This window comes from Bradyrhizobium cajani (genome assembly GCF_009759665.1).
Lineage (GTDB): Bacteria > Pseudomonadota > Alphaproteobacteria > Rhizobiales > Xanthobacteraceae > Bradyrhizobium > Bradyrhizobium cajani.
This window is the reverse complement of the sequence record NZ_WQNE01000029.1, coordinates 18,856-35,300: the sequence shown is the minus strand read 5'-3', so window position 1 is coordinate 35,300 and position 16,445 is coordinate 18,856. Positions and strand designations below refer to the sequence as shown.

The window sequence follows — 16,445 nt, the reverse complement described above, 5'->3', positions numbered from 1 at the left end:
CCGGCATGGCGCGGGCAGCCTACGATGCTTACGATTGAGAGAGGGGAGTTTGTCCCATGAAAACAGGTCTCGTGATCACCGCCCATCCCGGCGATTTCGTCTGGCGCGCCGGTGGCGCCATCGCACTGCATGCGAAGAAGGGCTATCGAATGAAGATCGTGTGCATGTCCTTTGGCGAGCGCGGCGAGAGCCAGTTCGCCTGGAAGGAGAAGGGCGCGACGCTGGAGTCGGTCAAGGCCGGCCGCAAGGACGAGGCGGAGCGGGCGGCAAAGCTGTTAGGTGCCGAGATCGAGTTCTTCGACTGCGGCGACTATCCGCTGAAGCTCACCGAGGCGCATTTCGATCGCATGGTCGACATCTACCGCGAACTCAATCCGAGCTTCGTGCTGACGCACGCGCTGGAAGATCCCTATAATTTCGACCATCCGAATGCGGCACATTTCGCGCAGGAGACCCGCGTGGTCGCGCAGGCGATGGGCCACAAGCCCGGTGCGCAGTACAAATATTCCGCGCCGCCGGTGTTCCTGTTCGAGCCGCACCAGCCGGAGCAATGCAACTACAAGCCGGACCTCCTCCTCAAGATCGACGAGGTCTGGAAGGAGAAGTACGAGGCGTTCCAGATCCTCGCCGCGCAGAAGCATCTCTGGGGCTATTACGAACGCGTTGCGCTCAATCGCGGCATCCAGGGCAGCCGCAACACCGGCGTGCCCATGACCTATGGCGAAGCCTATCAGCGCCTGTTCCCGACGGTGGCGGAGGAGCTCGCATGAGGCCGGTCGTCGTTCGCAACATCAAGCGTGCCGATCCTGCCGGCATGGCGGAGTACGGCGTCTCGACCGTGCACGAGGCCTATGGCCGCATCGGCCTGATGAAGCCTTACCTGCGGCCGGTCTGGCCGGGCGCGGCGATTGCCGGTCCCGCGGTCACCGTGCTGGCGCAGCCCGGCGACAACTGGATGATCCATGTCGCGGTCGAGCAGTGCAGGAAGGGCGACATCCTCGTCGTCGGCTGCACCACGGACAACACGGACGGCATGTTCGGCGAGTTGCTGGCGACCTCGCTCCAGGCGCGCGGCGTGCAGGGATTGATCATCGATGCCGGCTGCCGCGACGTCAAAGCGCTGCACGAGATGAAGTTTCCGGTGTGGTCGCGCGCGGTCTCGGCCAAAGGGACGGTGAAGGCGACGCTCGGCTCGGTCAACGTCCCCGTGGTCTGTGCCGGCGTCAATGTCGATCCCGGCGATATCATCGTCGCCGATGACGACGGCGTCGTGGTGGTGCCGGAGCGATACGCCGCTGAGGTCGCCGAGAAGGCGAAGAAGCGCAACGCGGACGAAGGCGGCAAGCGCAAGCGTCTTGCCTCGGGCGAACTCGGCCTCGACATGTACAGCATGCGCGAGGCGCTGGCGAAGGCGGGACTTGTCTACGTCGACAGTCCCGAGGACGTCTAGGGCGAAGTATTGTTTGAGCGTGATCTCTTTCGGAAAACCGCTGCGCACTTTTCCGGATCATGCTCGTGAGAAGCGGAGCGGGCGGATGGATCGTCTCAAGCTGAAGGCGGTGCTCGGCAGTCACCCCCATGTCCAGGCGGTGAAGGCCGGCGAGCTCCGCTCCGACCTTTTCGATCTCGACTTCGTCGAGTACACGCCGACCAACACCGCGTTCAAGCCGATGGTGCGCGACCAGGCCTTCGACGTCTGCGAGATGGCGATCGTCACCTATCTGATGGCCAAGGCGCATGGCAAGCCGCTGGTGCTGCTGCCGGCTACCATGCTCGGCCGTTTCCAGCATGCCTACGCGCTGTACAATCCCGCGCGAGGGACGCTCGGGCCGTCCGATCTCGAAGGCAAGCGCGTCGGCATCCGTTCGTTCACGACGACGACGGGGGCGTGGATCAGGGGCATCCTCGCCAACGACTACGGCGTCAATCTCGACAAGATCCGCTGGGTCACCTTCGAGGATCCGCACGTCGCCGAATATGTCGACACCACGGAGCGCGCGCCGAAGGACAGGAAGATCCTTCAGATGCTGCTCGACGGTGAACTCGATGCCGTCCTCGGCGAAACTTCGAACGATCCGAAGCTCAAACCGCTGTTTCCCGATCCGGCTGCGGAAGCCGCCAAATGGTACGCCCGGCGCAGAATCGTTCCCGTCAATCATCTCGTGGTCGTGACCGAGCAACTCGCGAAAGCACGCCCCGAAATGGTCGCAGGCATCTATGATCTCCTCAAGCGCAACAAGGATCTGGCGGGCCCCGCGGCCTCACCCGACCTTGTGCCGTTCGGGATCGAGGCCAACCGGATGCCGTTGGAGCTGATTGTCGACTACGCGTTCCAGCAGGCGCTGATCCCGCGCCGCTATGCGGTCGAGGAGCTCTTCGACGCGACGACACGAGGATTGAACTGATGTCTGATCCGAAGCGATGGCAGATCGGTCTGGTCGGCTACGGCGAGGTCGGCAGGATATTGGCCGAGGACTTGCGCCAGCAGGACATCAGGGTCGCGGCCTATGACATCAAGCTCGGAGGCGAGCAGGACGCTGCGCTGAAAGAACATGCGGCGAAGTTCGGTGTTGCGCTCGCGGCGTCTCACGCCGAGCTGACCGCGAAGTCCGATTTCATCATCTCGGCGGTCACGGCGAGCCAGGCCGTGCCGGTCGCAAAGGCCTGTGCGGTCGCGATCAACCAGGGCACCTGGTTCCTCGATTTCAACTCGGCGTCTCCGGGCGCCAAGCAGCGCGCCGCCGCGCTGGTCGACGGCGCGGGAGGGCGCTACGTCGAGGGTGCTGTGATGACCTCGGTGCCGCCTTATCGCATCAAGGTGCCGCTGCTGCTCGGCGGTCCTGACGCGAGGGAGCTGGAGCCGCTGCTGAACGCAATCGGCTTTGCGGCAAAGGTCGCCAGCGACAAGCTCGGTGTGTCCTCCGCGGTGAAGATGTGCCGCAGCATCATGATCAAGGGCCTGGAGGCCATGGTCATCGAAAGCTTCACCACTGCGCGCGCCTATGGCGTGGAAGACGCGGTGCTGGCTTCGCTCGCGGAAACCTTTCCCGGCATCAATTGGGAAAAGCAGGGCGCCTACTTCTTCCAGCGCGTGATCGAGCACGGCCGCCGCCGTGCGGAGGAGGTGCGCGAGGTTGCCGAAACCGTGCGCGAGGCCGGCCTGACGCCATGGTCTGCGCAAGGCACCGCCGAGCGGCAGGCCTGGGTGGCCGATCTCGCCGATGAGGGGCTGTTCGGACCCAAGGGCACCACGGAGTTCGCCCGCAGCGCCGATTGGCGCATCGAGGCGGACCGGATCCTCGCCACGATCAAGCGCGAGAGGTAGCTGGCGTCAGCTCACGATTTTGCCGCGCGAAAGCCCGTGAGCTCGTCGCGGGCGCGATCGATCAGCGCCATCAGGTCGTCGGCCTTGCGGACCAGCCGATCGCTCGCGGCTTCAGTGCGGAATTCTGCGCAGATCGTCCGGATGCACCTGTCGGCGGTATCGAGCGTCAGCAGCGCGCGCGTCAACTCATCCTGGGTCCGGACGGCCGCAAGATCGAGGTCCGACAGGACATGGCCGATGCCGTCGAGCCGCTTCAGGGCCGCTTCAGTCGGCGTTCGCGCGCCTTTTGAATGATGGTCGATGTTGCTGAAGGCACTGAACACGTCGATGCTTCCCGGTTGAATGCGGATATCAGTGCAGGTCCCAATATGACCGGCACCGCGGGACTTGCATGCGTGCACCTATCGGGAATCGGCGCGCATCGACTATCCGGGATAGTACCGGATTCAGAATTGTGAACCGATCAGCGGTACCATCGAACGGCAATCCGCCGCGCTTCAATGCAGGTATGCATTGAGGGCGGTTCAGGGGCCGGGGCGGAACAGGGCGGGCCGTGGCCGCTCGAATGTCTGCCGGCCATTCTTGAAGCCCATCACGATATCCGGCAGCTCAGCTATGGCAGAACTGCTGTCTTGTGTGTCGAGCACGATCAGGTCGGCAGGATTGCCGACCCTGATGCCGTAGTCGCGAAGGTTCATCAGCCGCGCCGGCAATTCGGTCACGAGATCGAGACAGGTGTCGAAATCGCCCACCGAGGCATGCGCGACATTGGCGTAGAAGTTCGCCATCCGCAGCAGCGAGGCGTCGCCGAACGGCGTGAAGGGATTGAGGACGTTGTTGGTCGCGACCGAGCACACGACGCCGTTGTCGGCGAGCTTGTGGGCGAGCGTCAGCCCGCGCGGCGTGTTGTGGGTGGCCTCTCGCCCCATCAGATAGAGATCGGTTGCGGGCAGCACGGTGACGGCGACGCCGGCCTTCGCCAGCTGTGCGGTGGCGGCCTTCATCCGTTCCGGCGGCAGGGCCGAGAGTTTTGTCGCGTGGCCGATCGCGACGCGTCCCTGATAGTTGCGCCGTTCGGTCTGGCGGCAGACCTCGTCGAGATGCCACCAGGACGGATCGAGGTCGAAGTCGAGATGGAGATCGACGTCGACGTCGAATTCCTGGGCGAGGTCGAAGATGCGCTCGAGATGGGCGTTCGGGTCGGTGTCCGTGTACGGACAGCCGCCGATCGTCTCGCCGCCGTCGCGCAGCGCCTGGATCAGCAACTCCTCGGCTCCGGGATCGTTGGTCAGGCCTTCCTGCGGGAAGACGCACAGCGACAGGTCGATAGCCCAGGCATAATCGCGCTTGAGCGCCTTGATCGCCTCGAAGCTGCGCAGGGCAATGCGCGGATCGATCTCGACATGGGTGCGCATGCGCGTCGTGCCGTGCACGATGGCACGTTCGAGCACTTTCGCGCCGCGCGCATAGACGTCCTCGACCGTAAAGTCGCGCTTCATTCCGGCGACAGCGCGGATCGCTTCCGGGAGGCTGCCGTGATTGTGCTCGCAACGGCCGAGCAGGCAGGCCTTGTCGAGATGGATGTGGGTGTCGACGAAGCCGGGCAGGGCCAGCTGCCCGCCGAGATCGATCTCGGCCGCTTCGCTCCTGATCGTCGGCTCGATCGCGGCGATGCGGCCACCGCGCACGCCGATGTCGAAGGGTTCGGCGGCTCCGCGCAACAGGGCGCGGCGAAGGATCAGGTCGAAGGCGGTCTGCGCGGTCATGGCAACGACTTTTGCTGTGGGATAGTGCCGCAGTCAATCGCGGCACGGGCTCGGAGTGCGTCAATGCAGCAATGCAGATGTTCAAAATATACGCATGCATTCCCAGGGGCGGACGATAGTATTTCGCAAACTCAGGAGCAGGGCGCCATGTCCGTAATCGCAGAAGCCGAGACCAGACCGTTGTCGGACGCCGAGATCGTGAAAGCCTATCTCACTGCATCGATGATTCCCGATCCCGATGCCGCGGCGGCCTATGTCGCGCCGGGCACGATCATCACTTTCACGGGCGGGCGCGAGTTCGACCATCCCCGGGGACCGACCGCCTTCAACGCCGGCCGCTACCGCTGGGTCAAGAAGAAGATGGACCGGTTCGACGTCTGTCCGGGCGAGGGTGAGACCGTGGTTTATAGCGTCGGTACGCTCTACGGCGAATGGAAGGATGGCACCGCGTTCGAGGGTAACCGATATGTCGACCGCTTCGTCGTGCGCAATGGCAAGATCACCAAGATGGATGTCTGGAACGACAGCGCCGAGCGCATCCTGGTCCAGCGCGGCATCGAGGCGTAAGGGCCATCCCGGCGCTCAGGCCAGGGACGCTTCGGTGAAGACGAACGGCCGGCCGTCATATCGAAAGCCGCGATAGCTGATAAGCGCAGGCTCGTCTGGCGGCTGACGCATGCCTCCGCTATCAACGCTCGCGATTGCGCCCGGCACGGAGGCGCAAGCCCCCTTTAGGAGCAGCCGATGCGCTTACCCACCGTTATTCTGGCCCTGACATGTCTTGCGGGCGCAGCTTCAGCCGAAGACCTGTCGGGCACGCTCCAGAAGGTCAAGGAGACGAAGAAGATCACGCTAGGCTACCAGGAGGCCTCCGTCCCGTTCAGCTATCTTGACGGCAACCAGAAGCCGGTCGGCTTTGCCATGGATATCTGCCTCAAGGTCGTGGATGCCGTGAAGAAGCAGCTGGGCATGCCCGACATCGCCGTCGACACGCTCGCCGTGACCTCGTCGAATCGCATCCCGCTGATGGTCAACGGCACGCTCGATCTGCACTGCTCGGCGACCACCAACAACGCCGACCGCCAGAAGCAGGTCGCTTTCACCAACACGCACTTTCTCAGCGCAACGCGGTTTGCGGCCAAGAAGGCATCAAAGATCAACACCATCGACGATCTCAAGGGCAAGGCGGTCACGGCGGTGGCGGGCTCGGTCAACCTGACCCAGCTCGCCAAGGTCAACACCGAGCGCAATCTCGGCATCAACGTGATGCCAGCCAAGGACCAGGCCGAGGCCTTCCTACTGCTCGAGACCGACCGGGCCCAGGCCTACGCGCTCGACGACGTGCAGCTCGCGGTCGCGATCGCGCGATCGAAGGAGCCGCAGCTCTACATGATCAGCGAGGAGGCGTTCTCCAAGCCCGAGCCCTACGGCATCATGCTGCGGCGGGAGGATGCACCGTTCAAGGCGCTCGCCGATCGCACGACGGCAGAGCTTTACGCAAGCCCGGAGATCGAGGCCCTGTACAGGAAATGGCTGCAATCGCCGACCCCGCCGAACGGCCTCAACTACAACGTCCCGATGTCGCCGACTTTGCGCAACGCCTTCAAGAAGCCGAGCTCGAGCGCCGATCCCGATGTGTATGTGGTGAACTGATTGGCCTGCAAGTTACTGCGCCCTCTCCCCTTGTGGGAGAGGGCAGCTCCGCTGGTTGATATTAGGAAACTGCCGTCGCCGCCATCGCAGGATATCGCGACGGAGCGCCACTTCTAAGTGCCGACGCAGCGATGGAGACGCGGGTGCCATGTGCCGGTACCGCAAGTTGGCTGAGCGACACAGAGATGAAGGCGCGGGTGCAACGTCGCGCCCTCTCCACAAGTTGGCTTCGCGACACAGAGATGGAGCCGTGGATGCAGAGTATATCCCGCTGCGCATGTTTGAGCGTGGGCGCCGAACGCGATCAACGATACTGTCGCCGCCGCACCAACCAGAGAGAAGAGATAGGATTTCGACATCCGCTGTTCTCCTTTGCGCCTGAAAAATCGCTCGCTGACCCTCTGCTAGCTCGCAAAAACGACTTTGATATAGATCAAAAAGAATTCGCGTTCCGGATGGATGACTGAGATGTTACAACATCAGCGGGTCTAGCGCTTAGGCTTCTCCGGCGGCTTATTTCACAGCTATTCCGCGGCTTCGAATCCAGTACTAAAATCCAGTATCGTCGAAGCCGGCAAAGCGCGATAATGCTCTGCTTTCAATATCTTCTGTGATCGCAGGACTCTCCCCAAGGGGAGAGGGAAGAATGCGCTGCGTCGCCTCACGAGTATGGGCAGCTCTCAAGCGTTCGAATATTTCTTCAGCTCGAACCGCGCGATCTGGTTCCGATGCACCTCATCGGGCCCATCGGCGAGACGCAGCAAACGCGCCGTCGCATACGCCTGCGTCAAGCCGAAATCGTTCGAGGTGCCGCCGCCGCCATGGGCCTGGATGGCCCAGTCGATGATCTGGCAGGCCATGTTGGGCACGGCGACCTTGATCATCGCGATCTCGGCTTTCGCCACCTTGTTGCCGACGGTGTCCATCGCGTAGGCGGCGTTGAGCGTGAGCAGCCGGGCCTGCTCGATCATGATGCGCGCTTCCGCGATGCGCTCCTGCGTCACCGTCTGCTCGGAGACCGGCTTGCCGAAGGCGACACGGCTGCGCACCCGGCGGCACATCTTTTCCAACGTGCGTTCGGCCAGCCCAATCAGCCGCATGCAGTGATGGATGCGGCCGGGACCGAGGCGGCCCTGTGCGATCTCGAAGCCGCGGCCTTCGCCGAGCAGCATGTTTTCCCTGGGCACGCGGACGTCGGTGAAGACGACCTCGGAGGCGCGGTCGGGCACGCCGTAGAAGCCGAACACGGGCAGGGGACGTTTCACCTCGATGCCCGGCGTGTCCATCGGCACCAGGATCATGGATTGCTGCTTGTGGCGGTCGGGATTGTCGGGGTCGGTCTTGCCCATGAAGATGCAGATCTTGCAGCGCGGGTCGGTCGCGTTGGTCGTGTACCATTTGCGTCCGTTGATGATGTAATGGTCGCCGTCGCGCATGATCGAGCTCTCGATGTTGGTCGCATCGGACGAGGCGACCGCCGGCTCGGTCATGGCGAAGCAGGAGCGGATTTCGCCTGCGAGCAGCGGCTTCAGCCAACGCTCCTTGTCCTTCTCCGTGCCGTAGCGCTCCAGCACCTCCATGTTGCCGGTGTCGGGCGCCGAGCAGTTGAACACTTCGGGTGCCAGATGCGAACGGCCCATCACCTCGCACAGCGGCGCATATTCGAGATTGGTGAGACCGGCGCCATGGCTCGATTCCGGCAGGAACAGATTCCAGAGACCTTCGGCCCGCGCCAGCGGCTTGAGCTCCTCGACGACCGGGTAGACTTTCCACGGCCCGAGCTCTTCCGCCTCGCGGTAGAAGCGTTCCTCGTTCGGATAGATGTGCCGGTCCATGAAGCTTTCGAGCTTGCGCTTGAGCTCGACGACTTTGGGTGACATCGGATAGAGCATCTTTCGTTTCCTTGATCGATGGACAGTCTGCGCAATGGCGCATCGCTTCAAGCGACGCGGTATTCCCTGAACTTCTCGCGCAGAGCTGACTTCAACACCTTGCCCGTGCCCGTCATCGGGAATTCGTCCAGGAATTCGACGGCGTCCGGCATCCACCAGCTCGCGATCTTCGGGCGCATGTGGTCGAGCAGCGTCTTGCCGTCGACGGTCGTACCCTTCTTGCGGACGACGAGGAGCAGGGGACGCTCCTGCCATTTCTCATGCGCGATGGCGACCACGGCGGCCTGAAGCACGTCCGGGTGGGACAAGGCGATATCCTCGAGCTGGATCGAGGAAATCCACTCACCGCCGGACTTGATGACGTCCTTGGAGCGGTCGGTGAGCGTAACGTGGCCTTGGCTGTCGATCACCGCCATGTCGCCGGTGATCAGCCAGCCGTCGCGGTCGAGGCCCTCGTCGAGCTTCATGTAGCCGGAGGCGACCCATGGTCCCCGAGCGCGCAGATGGCCAACGGTTTTGCCGTCGCGCGGCAGCTCGTTGCCGGCATCGTCGACGATGCGCAAACGGGTGCCGAAGCAGGCGCGGCCCGAGACCTGGCGCCGGTCGAACTTCTCCTTGTCGCTGAGGTGCTCCGAGCCGGGCCGCAGGCCCGGCATCGAGCAGCCCAAGGCCTCGGTCATGCCCCAGGCCTGGATATAGTCGATATTGTATTCGCGCTTGAGCTTCTCGACCATGGCGCGCGGCGGTGCCGAGCCCGACGACAGCGTTGCGCGAAGTGTCGAGAAGCGGTTGCCGGTGCGGCCGAGCCAGTCGAGCAGGATCAGCCAGAAGCTCGGCACGCCCGCCGACAGCGTCACCTTCTCGCCTTCGAGCAACTCGTAGAGCTTGTCGGGTTCGTAATTGCGGCCGGGCAGCACCAGCTTCGAGCCGGTATAGGGCGCGGTGAACGGCATGTTCCAGCCATTGCCGTGGAAGAGGGGGGCCATCGGCATCATCACCTCGCGTACGCCTTCGACATGTCCCGGCAGGAAATCGAAATTGCAGCAGGTCATGGTCTGAAGGATCGCGGCGCGGTGCGAATAGATCACGCCCTTGGGATTGCCCGTCGTACCTGACGTATAGCAGATGGTTGAGGCGGATTTTTCGTCGAACTCCGGCCAGGCGAAGCCGGCATCGCTCTCTTTGTCCAGAAGCTCTTCGTAGCAATGAACGTTGGCAAGCGTCGTCTCCGGCATCCGCTCGCGCGAGGACATCACGACGTAAGCCTCGATCGTCTTCAATTGCGGCGCGATCGCCTCGACGATCGGCAGCGTGGCGCGATCGATGAACAGCAGGCGGTCTTCGGCATGATTGATGATGTAGACGAGCTGCTCCGGAAACAGCCGCGGATTGACGGTGTGCAGCACATAGCCCATGCCCGGCGCGGCATAGAACATCTCGAAATGGCGGTGGGTGTTCCAGGCCAGCGTGCCGACGCGGTCGCCTTGCGTCATGCCGAGCCGCTGCAACGCCAGCGCCATGCGCTTGATGCGCGGATGAGCGTCCGCGTAGGTGTAGCGATGGATGTCGCCCTCGATTTCGCGCGCGACGATCTCGGCCTCGCCGTGATAGTCGGCAGCATACTGGATCAGGCCGCTGATCAGCAGCGGCATGTCCATCATCAATCCCTGCATGGTCTCCTCCAGACCGCCACGTCGTTGCGTGACGCGCGCTTGTGATTTGCACGCACGGTAGCGGAACGTCACGCGGCGTTCACGCAAAAAACAAGGGACGTGATTGCATGCGTCACTTTTTCAGCGCTAAGTAATGCGAATTGCCCGCGAAGCAGCGCCTGCCGGGGAGGAAACGAGTGTCAGCGGAAAAACACAAGACCGGCGCAGCCGGCGAACCTACGATCGACATCGCGGCACTCCGTGCGCGTTATCGCGATGAACGCGATCGCCGTCTGCGTACCGAAGGCAAAGCGCAATATGTCGAGGTGACCGGCGATTTCGGCCGCTATCTCGACGACCCCTGGGCCGATTCCGGCTTTGCGCGCGCACCTGTCAGTGAACAGACTGAAGTGCTCATCGTCGGCGGCGGCTTCGGCGGCCTTCTGTGCGGGGCGCGTCTGCGCGAGGCCGGCATCGACGATTTCCGGATCGTGGAAAAGGCGGCCGATTTCGGCGGCACCTGGTACTGGAATCGTTACCCCGGAGCTGCCTGCGATACCGAGAGCTACATCTATCTGCCGCTGCTGGAAGAGACCGGCTACATGCCGGTGCGCAAATATGCGCGGGCGCCGGAGATCTACGAGCACTCCCGCCGCATCGGCCGGCATTTCGGTCTTTACGAGCGCGCGCTGTTTCAGACGATCATCTCACGGATGGGATGGCAGGAGCAGGATGGGCGCTGGCTGGTCGAGACCGATCGCGGCGATCGCATCCGCGCGCGCTTCGTCATTCTCGCCGGAGGCCCGCTGAGCCGGCCGAAATTGCCCGGCATTTCCGGCATCGAGACATTCAAGGGCCACAGCTTTCATACCAGTCGTTGGGATTATGCGTACACCGGCGGCAGTGCGGACGGTGGCCTCACCGGTCTTGCCGACAAGCGCGTCGGTATCATCGGCACCGGCGCCACCGCCGTGCAATGCGTGCCGCATCTCGGCCGCTCGGCCAGGGAGCTCTACGTCTTCCAGCGCACACCGTCCGCGATCGGTGTGCGCGATGATCGTCCGACGGACGAGGGCTGGGTGAAGAGCCTCACGCGCGGCTGGCAGCGCGAGCGCATGGACAATTTCACCGCGGTGATCTCCGGCGAGCCGTTCGAGCAGGATCTGGTGCAGGACGGTTGGACCGGCCTGCTCGGCGAGATCCTGCTGGCGCCGCGCCGTCAGCCGCAGCCGGTGACCTCGATGGAAGAGGCGCTGAAGGCGATCGAGCAGGCCGATTATCGCAAGATGGAGGAGATCCGGGCGCGCGTCGATGCGATCGTCAAGGACGAGGCGGCCGCGGCCGCGCTCAAACCCTGGTACAAGGCGTTCTGCAAGCGGCCGTGCTTCCATGACGAATATCTCGACACTTTTAACCGTTCCAACGTGCATCTCGTCGACACCAGGGGACGGGGCGTCGAGCGCATCACCGAGAATGCCGTCGTGGTCGATGGCAAGGCCTATGAGCTCGACTGCCTGATCTGTGCCAGCGGCTTCGAGGTCGGCACCGATTACGCGCGCCGCATGGGCTTTGAGGTCTATGGGCGCGGCGGCATGAGCCTGACCGAGCGCTGGCGCGACGGCGTCAAGACCCTGCACGGCTTCTACAGCCGGGGTTTCCCGAACTGCTTTCTGATCGTCACCGTGCAGGCCGGCCAGAGCGCCAATTTCCCGCACATCATCGACGAGCAGTCGCAGCACATTGCCTATGTGGTCGCCGAGGCGCGCAAGCGCCAGGCCCGGACGCTGGAGCCGACGCTCGCCGCCGAGAACGCCTGGGTCGACGAGGTCGTCAGGGCGGCACTCGGCCGCCAGACCTATCTCGCCGAATGCACGCCGGGCTACTACAACAATGAGGGCGTGTTCGATCCGATCGCGGCCAGAAACAGCCAGTATTGGCGCGGGCCCGTGGCCTTCCTGCGGCTGCTGGACAGATGGCGGAAAGAGGGCAATCTGGACGGATTGGAGTTGAGCTACGGGACAACGGCGGAGGCGGGTGGCACCCAGGCTCCGGCTTGAGCGGCCTGATCCCGGCGCCATCAGGCGCCACGCGACTCTATCTCATCGTCGGCGATCCCATCGCGCAGGTGCGCTCGCCGGCAGGCGTGTCGGCCGCCTTTGCCGCACGGGGGCACGACGGCATTCTGATGCCGGTTCAGGTCGCGCCGGCGGATTTGCCCGACTTCCTCTCTGTGGCAACGCGGTTGAAAAATCTTGACGGCATCGTCGTGACCATCCCGCACAAATTTGCCTGCTACCAGGCCTGCGTGAGCGCGACGGAACGTGCCCATTTCCTGCGTACCGTGAACCTGATGCGCCGGCGCGCCGACGGCGCGTGGCACGGCGACATGGTGGACGGCCTCGGCTTTGTCGGTGCGGCGCGGGCGAAGGGGATTGATCCGAAGGGGATGCGGGCGCTGCTCGTCGGTGCCGGGGGCGCGGGATCTGCGATTGCCCTTGCGCTGATCGAGGCTGGCGTGAGCGAGCTTGCAATTCACGACAGCGCGGCCGAGCGGCGCGACGCGCTGATCGGCCGGCTCAACGGTCTCGGCAAGGCGCCGGCGCGGGCAGGCACCATGGACCCCGCGGGCTATGATTTCGTCGCCAATGCGACACCCGCCGGGATGAAGGAGGGGGACCCGCTGCCGGTCGATGTCATCAGGCTCATGCCGTCGGCCTATTGCGGCTGCGTGATCACCAAGCCCGAAGTCTCGCCCTTCATCGCAGCGGCCCGGAAAGCCGGCTGTGTCACAGGGACCGGCACCGACATGTATCGGCGGCACCAGGGCATCCTGGTGGACTTTCTGCTTCATCGCGCCGGCGAAGGATAGGCGATCGCCCCGGTGTCAAGGTGCCCGTTGCTCCCACTGGGGCTTGAGCGATCAGAGCCGACGTAGGATCATGCGCCCGCGCGAGCCGGTCGCGCATCCCAAGAGAGAGGAACGAGGAATGACCAAGGGCAGGACCGTAGCGGCGGCCATAATCAGTGTTGCGGCGCTGCTTCTCTCTCTGGCGCCCGCTGCCGAGGCCGCGCAATGCGGCAGCTCGCCGGCCGGCTTCGAGGCCTGGAAGCGTGAGTTCAGCGCGGAGGCGCAGGGCAAGGGCATCGGTCCGACCGCACTCTCGGCCCTGATGCAGACCAATTACGCCAGCGCCACCATCGCGGCCGACCGCGGCCAGCGCAGCTTCTCGCTGTCGCTCGAGCAGTTCCTCGCCAAGCGCGGTGCCACCACCATCGTCGCCAAGGGGCGGCAGCTCAAGCAGTCGCAGGCTGCCTTGTTCGCCTCGATCCAGCAGCGCTATGGCGTCCCGCCCGGGCCGCTGATCGCGATCTGGGGCATGGAGACCGGTTTTGGCAGCCAGCGCGGCAATCAGAACATGCTGTCGTCGATCGCGACCCTGGCGTATGATTGCCGCCGTCCCGAATTCTTCACCGACCAACTCTATGCGGCCTTGAAGCTGATCGATCGTGGTACACTGTCGGGAGCAACCCGTGGCTCAATGCATGGCGAGGTCGGCCAGACCCAGTTCATGCCGAAGAACATTTTGGCTTATGGTACGGGCAATCTCGAGGTTGCCGCCAACGCGCTGAACTCGACGGCGAACTTCCTCAAGGCCCATGGCTGGCGCGCGGGAGCCGGTTACCAGCCGGGCGAACCGAATTTCGCCGCGATCGAGGCTTGGAATGCTGCCGGCGTCTATCAGAAGGCGATTGCCCTGATGGGACGGCAGATCGACGAGGGAGGAGGGGCGGCCGCGTCGCGTTGAGGCCGCAAAGGACTCGGCCGAGCAGGAGAAAGTTCTTGCGTTAAGGAACTGACGGCACGAGGTTTGCTTTGATCGGGGGCAGGGCTGGGCATGAGGAGACTCAAGATGGCAACCCAGATCGTGATGGATCAGACGGGCGACACCCGCCACGAGTTTGATCCCGACAATGCCGAAGCGCTGGCGCGAGCCGAGCACCGCTTTCGGGAGCTGACCGGAGCCGGATTTACCGCCGCGCTCCGGACCGGACCCGGCGAAGTCACCCGGATCCGATCGTTCGACCCGACCGCGCAGGAAACGCTGTTCTATCCCCGCCTGGTCGGCGGTTGACCTGAGCTGCACATGATCGCGGCACTCTGGTTTCGCGCGCCGGCGCGCGCGCGCCTGCATGCGCTGCGCGAGCTCTACCGGCGCTTCTTCGGCGAGAACACGCCGGATGCCCGCGGCCGCCGGCTGCTGGCCGAATGGTTGTCGCCGGCGCAGTTCGCGCAGTTCGAGCAGTACCGGTATTTCGACGTCATCGGCTGCGATACCGGCAAGCGGTACCGCATCCACTACGGCACGGCGGCCAATGTCCACGAAATCGATGATGCCGGCATCGCGACGATGGGGTGGTGTTTCGTCCCGTCAGGCTTCCTCGTGCCCGGCGACGTGATGCTCGCGCAGAAGATCGCGCTCGAGACCGACGAAAGGCAGGCACTAGCACTCGCCAACAGGTTTCCGCCGGCAACGCATTCGGAACACTTCTACCGGCGGCCATTCTAGTGCCGGGAGGATATGAACGGGGCTCGACATTCACCACTCCCTGCGGGAGTGGTGAAGCGAGCTACCGCGGCGATCTTGGTCAGTAGTGCGTGGTGCGATAGGCGTCCAGCGCATGCGCGGCAAAGACACCGACGCTGCAAAGGGCGAGCAGGCCCGAGATCAGCTCGATCATAGCTCGTCCTCCCGCAGCGGCTGAGCGACGAGATTTTGGCAGCAGGAATAGTCCAGAATGAGGTCGAGGAAGAATTGCATGGTGGCCGTCCCTGTATGATTTTGACAACCACTTAACCGGCGATCTGTTTCAGGCGTGTTTCGTCATATTGGGAAAGGGGTTTCGCGGGAACCCCGGGGCTGGTCTGTGTGCCGCGGACCCGCTACATCCCGCCGTTGGTCGATCCTTTTGGCCGCGCGCTCCGGCGGGCGGTGCATCCTATTGCGAGGCAATTTCATGGCGCAGGTCGAGTGGTTCGACGATCTCACCGTCGGAATGCGGTTCAAATCCCCCGAAGTGGAGGTCACCGAGGCCGACATCAAGCGCTTCGCCGCCGAGTTCGATCCGCAGCCGATGCACCTCGACCACGAAGCCGCCAAGGCGACCCTGTTCAAGGGACTTGCTGCCTCGGGATGGCACACCGCGGCAATTGCCATGAACCTCGCAATCCAGACCCGCCCCTTCGGGCCGCACCCGCTCATCGGCGCGGGCGTCGACGGTCTGCGCTGGACCATTCCGGTACGGCCCAACGACCGCCTGCACCTGGTCGGCGAGGTCATGAGCCTGACGCCGTCGAAATCGAAGCCGCAGGGCATCGCGCTGGTGAAATGGACGATGTTCAACCAGAACGGCGAGGAGGTTTACACCTTTACCCCGATCGCGATCGTGCCGCGACGGGGCTAGGACCGCCAGCGCCGCCATTGCCCGCGTGCAGGCGCGTGAGAGCCTTTGCGGGTCGACTGCGGAGGTGGTCATCTCCGTCCGGGGAACTGGAGGCTGACATGAAACGCGTCCTTCTCGTCGCCGGAATGCTCGCCGGTGCCCTCAGCGCCGCGCCTGTGCTTGCGCAACAATCCAGGGTCGGCGACTGGACCATCGAGAAGCGCACGCAGGACACGCATTGCAACGCGAGTCGCGGCTACAAGGACAAGGACGACGAGAATCGCGACTACGTCATCGTGATCACCTATTCCGAGAAGGCGATCGTGATCGTGATGATCTACGACGCCTGGGAATGGGACAAGGTCGGCGAGATCCTCAGGGCCGATGTCGGCACCGACGACGCCGGCATCATGAAGAAGGCGAAATGGGAGGTCATGGACAAGACCACCGTGCGCGGCATCTTCGAGTACGATCAGTCGATCATGGACCGGCTCTCGAAGGCCAGGCGCCTCACGCTCGATTTCGAGGACGATGACGAAGACAGCATCGAGATGCAGATCCCGCGCGCCGGCGAGGCGCTGGCCGCGCTGAAGTTCTGCGAAGAGAACAGGAAGTAGAGCCGTGAAGCCGGCAGCGGGCCGGCAAGCCCTCGGTAGCAGAGCGGGGGCCAGTGGGTGGAGCGCCCCAGGAGGCGGGCGAGCACGCCACCGTCACG

17 protein-coding genes are annotated in these 16,445 nt (G+C 63.9%); 13 read left to right on the top strand and 4 right to left on the bottom strand.

Going from position 1 to position 16,445, the window contains the following annotated elements; translation table 11 throughout:
• The first annotated feature begins 56 nt into the window (after window positions 1-56).
• The 4 genes from GPL20_RS28425 (at window position 57) to GPL20_RS28410 (ending at window position 3,325) form a co-directional block, all read left to right on the top strand.
• Entirely contained in the window at window positions 57-770 is a 714-nt protein-coding gene (locus GPL20_RS28425) for a PIG-L deacetylase family protein (RefSeq protein ID WP_027517331.1), read from the top strand.
• Window positions 767-1,450, top strand: a complete 684-nt coding sequence (locus tag GPL20_RS28420; protein ID WP_157333873.1) for a 4-carboxy-4-hydroxy-2-oxoadipate aldolase/oxaloacetate decarboxylase — start codon at window positions 767-769, stop codon at window positions 1,448-1,450. The genes GPL20_RS28425 and GPL20_RS28420 overlap by 4 nt, the downstream gene beginning before the upstream one ends.
• Window positions 1,451-1,535: 85 nt before the next feature.
• A complete protein-coding gene (locus GPL20_RS28415; RefSeq protein ID WP_157333871.1) occupies window positions 1,536-2,405 on the top strand; it encodes a substrate-binding domain-containing protein in 870 nt (289 codons plus the stop codon).
• Window positions 2,402-3,325: a DUF1932 domain-containing protein gene (locus GPL20_RS28410; protein WP_167533266.1), complete on the top strand. Its 924-nt coding sequence runs from the start codon at window positions 2,402-2,404 to the stop codon at window positions 3,323-3,325. The genes GPL20_RS28415 and GPL20_RS28410 overlap by 4 nt, the downstream gene beginning before the upstream one ends.
• An 11-nt stretch (window positions 3,326-3,336) precedes the next feature.
• Here GPL20_RS28410 and GPL20_RS28405 read toward each other — a convergent pair whose 3' ends face one another.
• Entirely contained in the window at window positions 3,337-3,648 is a 312-nt protein-coding gene (locus GPL20_RS28405) for a hypothetical protein (protein ID WP_254125203.1), read from the bottom strand.
• Window positions 3,649-3,849: 201 nt separating this feature from the next.
• Entirely contained in the window at window positions 3,850-5,091 is a 1,242-nt protein-coding gene (locus GPL20_RS28400) for an amidohydrolase family protein (protein ID WP_157333867.1), read from the bottom strand.
• A 147-nt stretch (window positions 5,092-5,238) separates the two neighbouring features.
• Here GPL20_RS28400 and GPL20_RS28395 point away from each other — a divergent pair, with 147 nt between their 5' ends.
• The gene (locus GPL20_RS28395) at window positions 5,239-5,658 is read left to right on the top strand and encodes a nuclear transport factor 2 family protein (RefSeq protein WP_157333865.1); all 420 of its coding nucleotides are present in this window, start codon (window positions 5,239-5,241) and stop codon (window positions 5,656-5,658) included.
• Window positions 5,659-5,835: 177 nt separating this feature from the next.
• Complete coding sequence (locus GPL20_RS28390) at window positions 5,836-6,744, top strand: amino acid ABC transporter substrate-binding protein (protein WP_157333863.1); 909 nt, start codon at window positions 5,836-5,838, stop codon at window positions 6,742-6,744.
• A 680-nt stretch (window positions 6,745-7,424) separates the two neighbouring features.
• Here GPL20_RS28390 and GPL20_RS28385 read toward each other — a convergent pair.
• Both GPL20_RS28385 and GPL20_RS28380 read right to left on the bottom strand, forming a co-directional pair.
• The gene (locus GPL20_RS28385; RefSeq protein WP_157333861.1) at window positions 7,425-8,636 is read right to left on the bottom strand and encodes an acyl-CoA dehydrogenase family protein; all 1,212 of its coding nucleotides are present in this window, start codon (window positions 8,634-8,636) and stop codon (window positions 7,425-7,427) included.
• 47 nt (window positions 8,637-8,683) lie between these two features.
• A complete protein-coding gene (locus tag GPL20_RS28380; protein WP_157333859.1) occupies window positions 8,684-10,309 on the bottom strand; it encodes a long-chain fatty acid--CoA ligase in 1,626 nt (541 codons plus the stop codon).
• A 176-nt stretch (window positions 10,310-10,485) separates the two neighbouring features.
• Here GPL20_RS28380 and GPL20_RS28375 point away from each other — a divergent pair, with 176 nt between their 5' ends.
• From GPL20_RS28375 to GPL20_RS28345, 7 genes are all read left to right on the top strand, one after another.
• On the top strand, window positions 10,486-12,345 hold the full coding sequence (locus tag GPL20_RS28375; protein WP_254125205.1) for a flavin-containing monooxygenase: 1,860 nt from the start codon (window positions 10,486-10,488) through the stop codon (window positions 12,343-12,345).
• A gap of 5 nt (window positions 12,346-12,350) precedes the next feature.
• On the top strand, window positions 12,351-13,157 hold the full coding sequence (locus tag GPL20_RS28370; protein ID WP_157334012.1) for a shikimate dehydrogenase family protein: 807 nt from the start codon (window positions 12,351-12,353) through the stop codon (window positions 13,155-13,157).
• A gap of 118 nt (window positions 13,158-13,275) precedes the next feature.
• Window positions 13,276-14,094, top strand: a complete 819-nt coding sequence (locus GPL20_RS28365) for a lytic murein transglycosylase (protein ID WP_157333857.1) — start codon at window positions 13,276-13,278, stop codon at window positions 14,092-14,094.
• 105 nt (window positions 14,095-14,199) lie between these two features.
• Window positions 14,200-14,421, top strand: coding sequence for a hypothetical protein (locus GPL20_RS28360; RefSeq protein WP_157333855.1), 222 nt, complete (start codon window positions 14,200-14,202; stop codon window positions 14,419-14,421).
• A 12-nt stretch (window positions 14,422-14,433) separates the two neighbouring features.
• Entirely contained in the window at window positions 14,434-14,856 is a 423-nt protein-coding gene (locus GPL20_RS28355) for a hypothetical protein (protein WP_157333854.1), read from the top strand.
• Window positions 14,857-15,304: 448 nt separating this feature from the next.
• Complete coding sequence (locus GPL20_RS28350) at window positions 15,305-15,751, top strand: MaoC family dehydratase (protein ID WP_157333853.1); 447 nt, start codon at window positions 15,305-15,307, stop codon at window positions 15,749-15,751.
• Window positions 15,752-15,849: 98 nt separating this feature from the next.
• Complete coding sequence (locus GPL20_RS28345) at window positions 15,850-16,347, top strand: hypothetical protein (RefSeq protein ID WP_157333852.1); 498 nt, start codon at window positions 15,850-15,852, stop codon at window positions 16,345-16,347.
• Window positions 16,348-16,445: the final 98 nt, after the last annotated feature.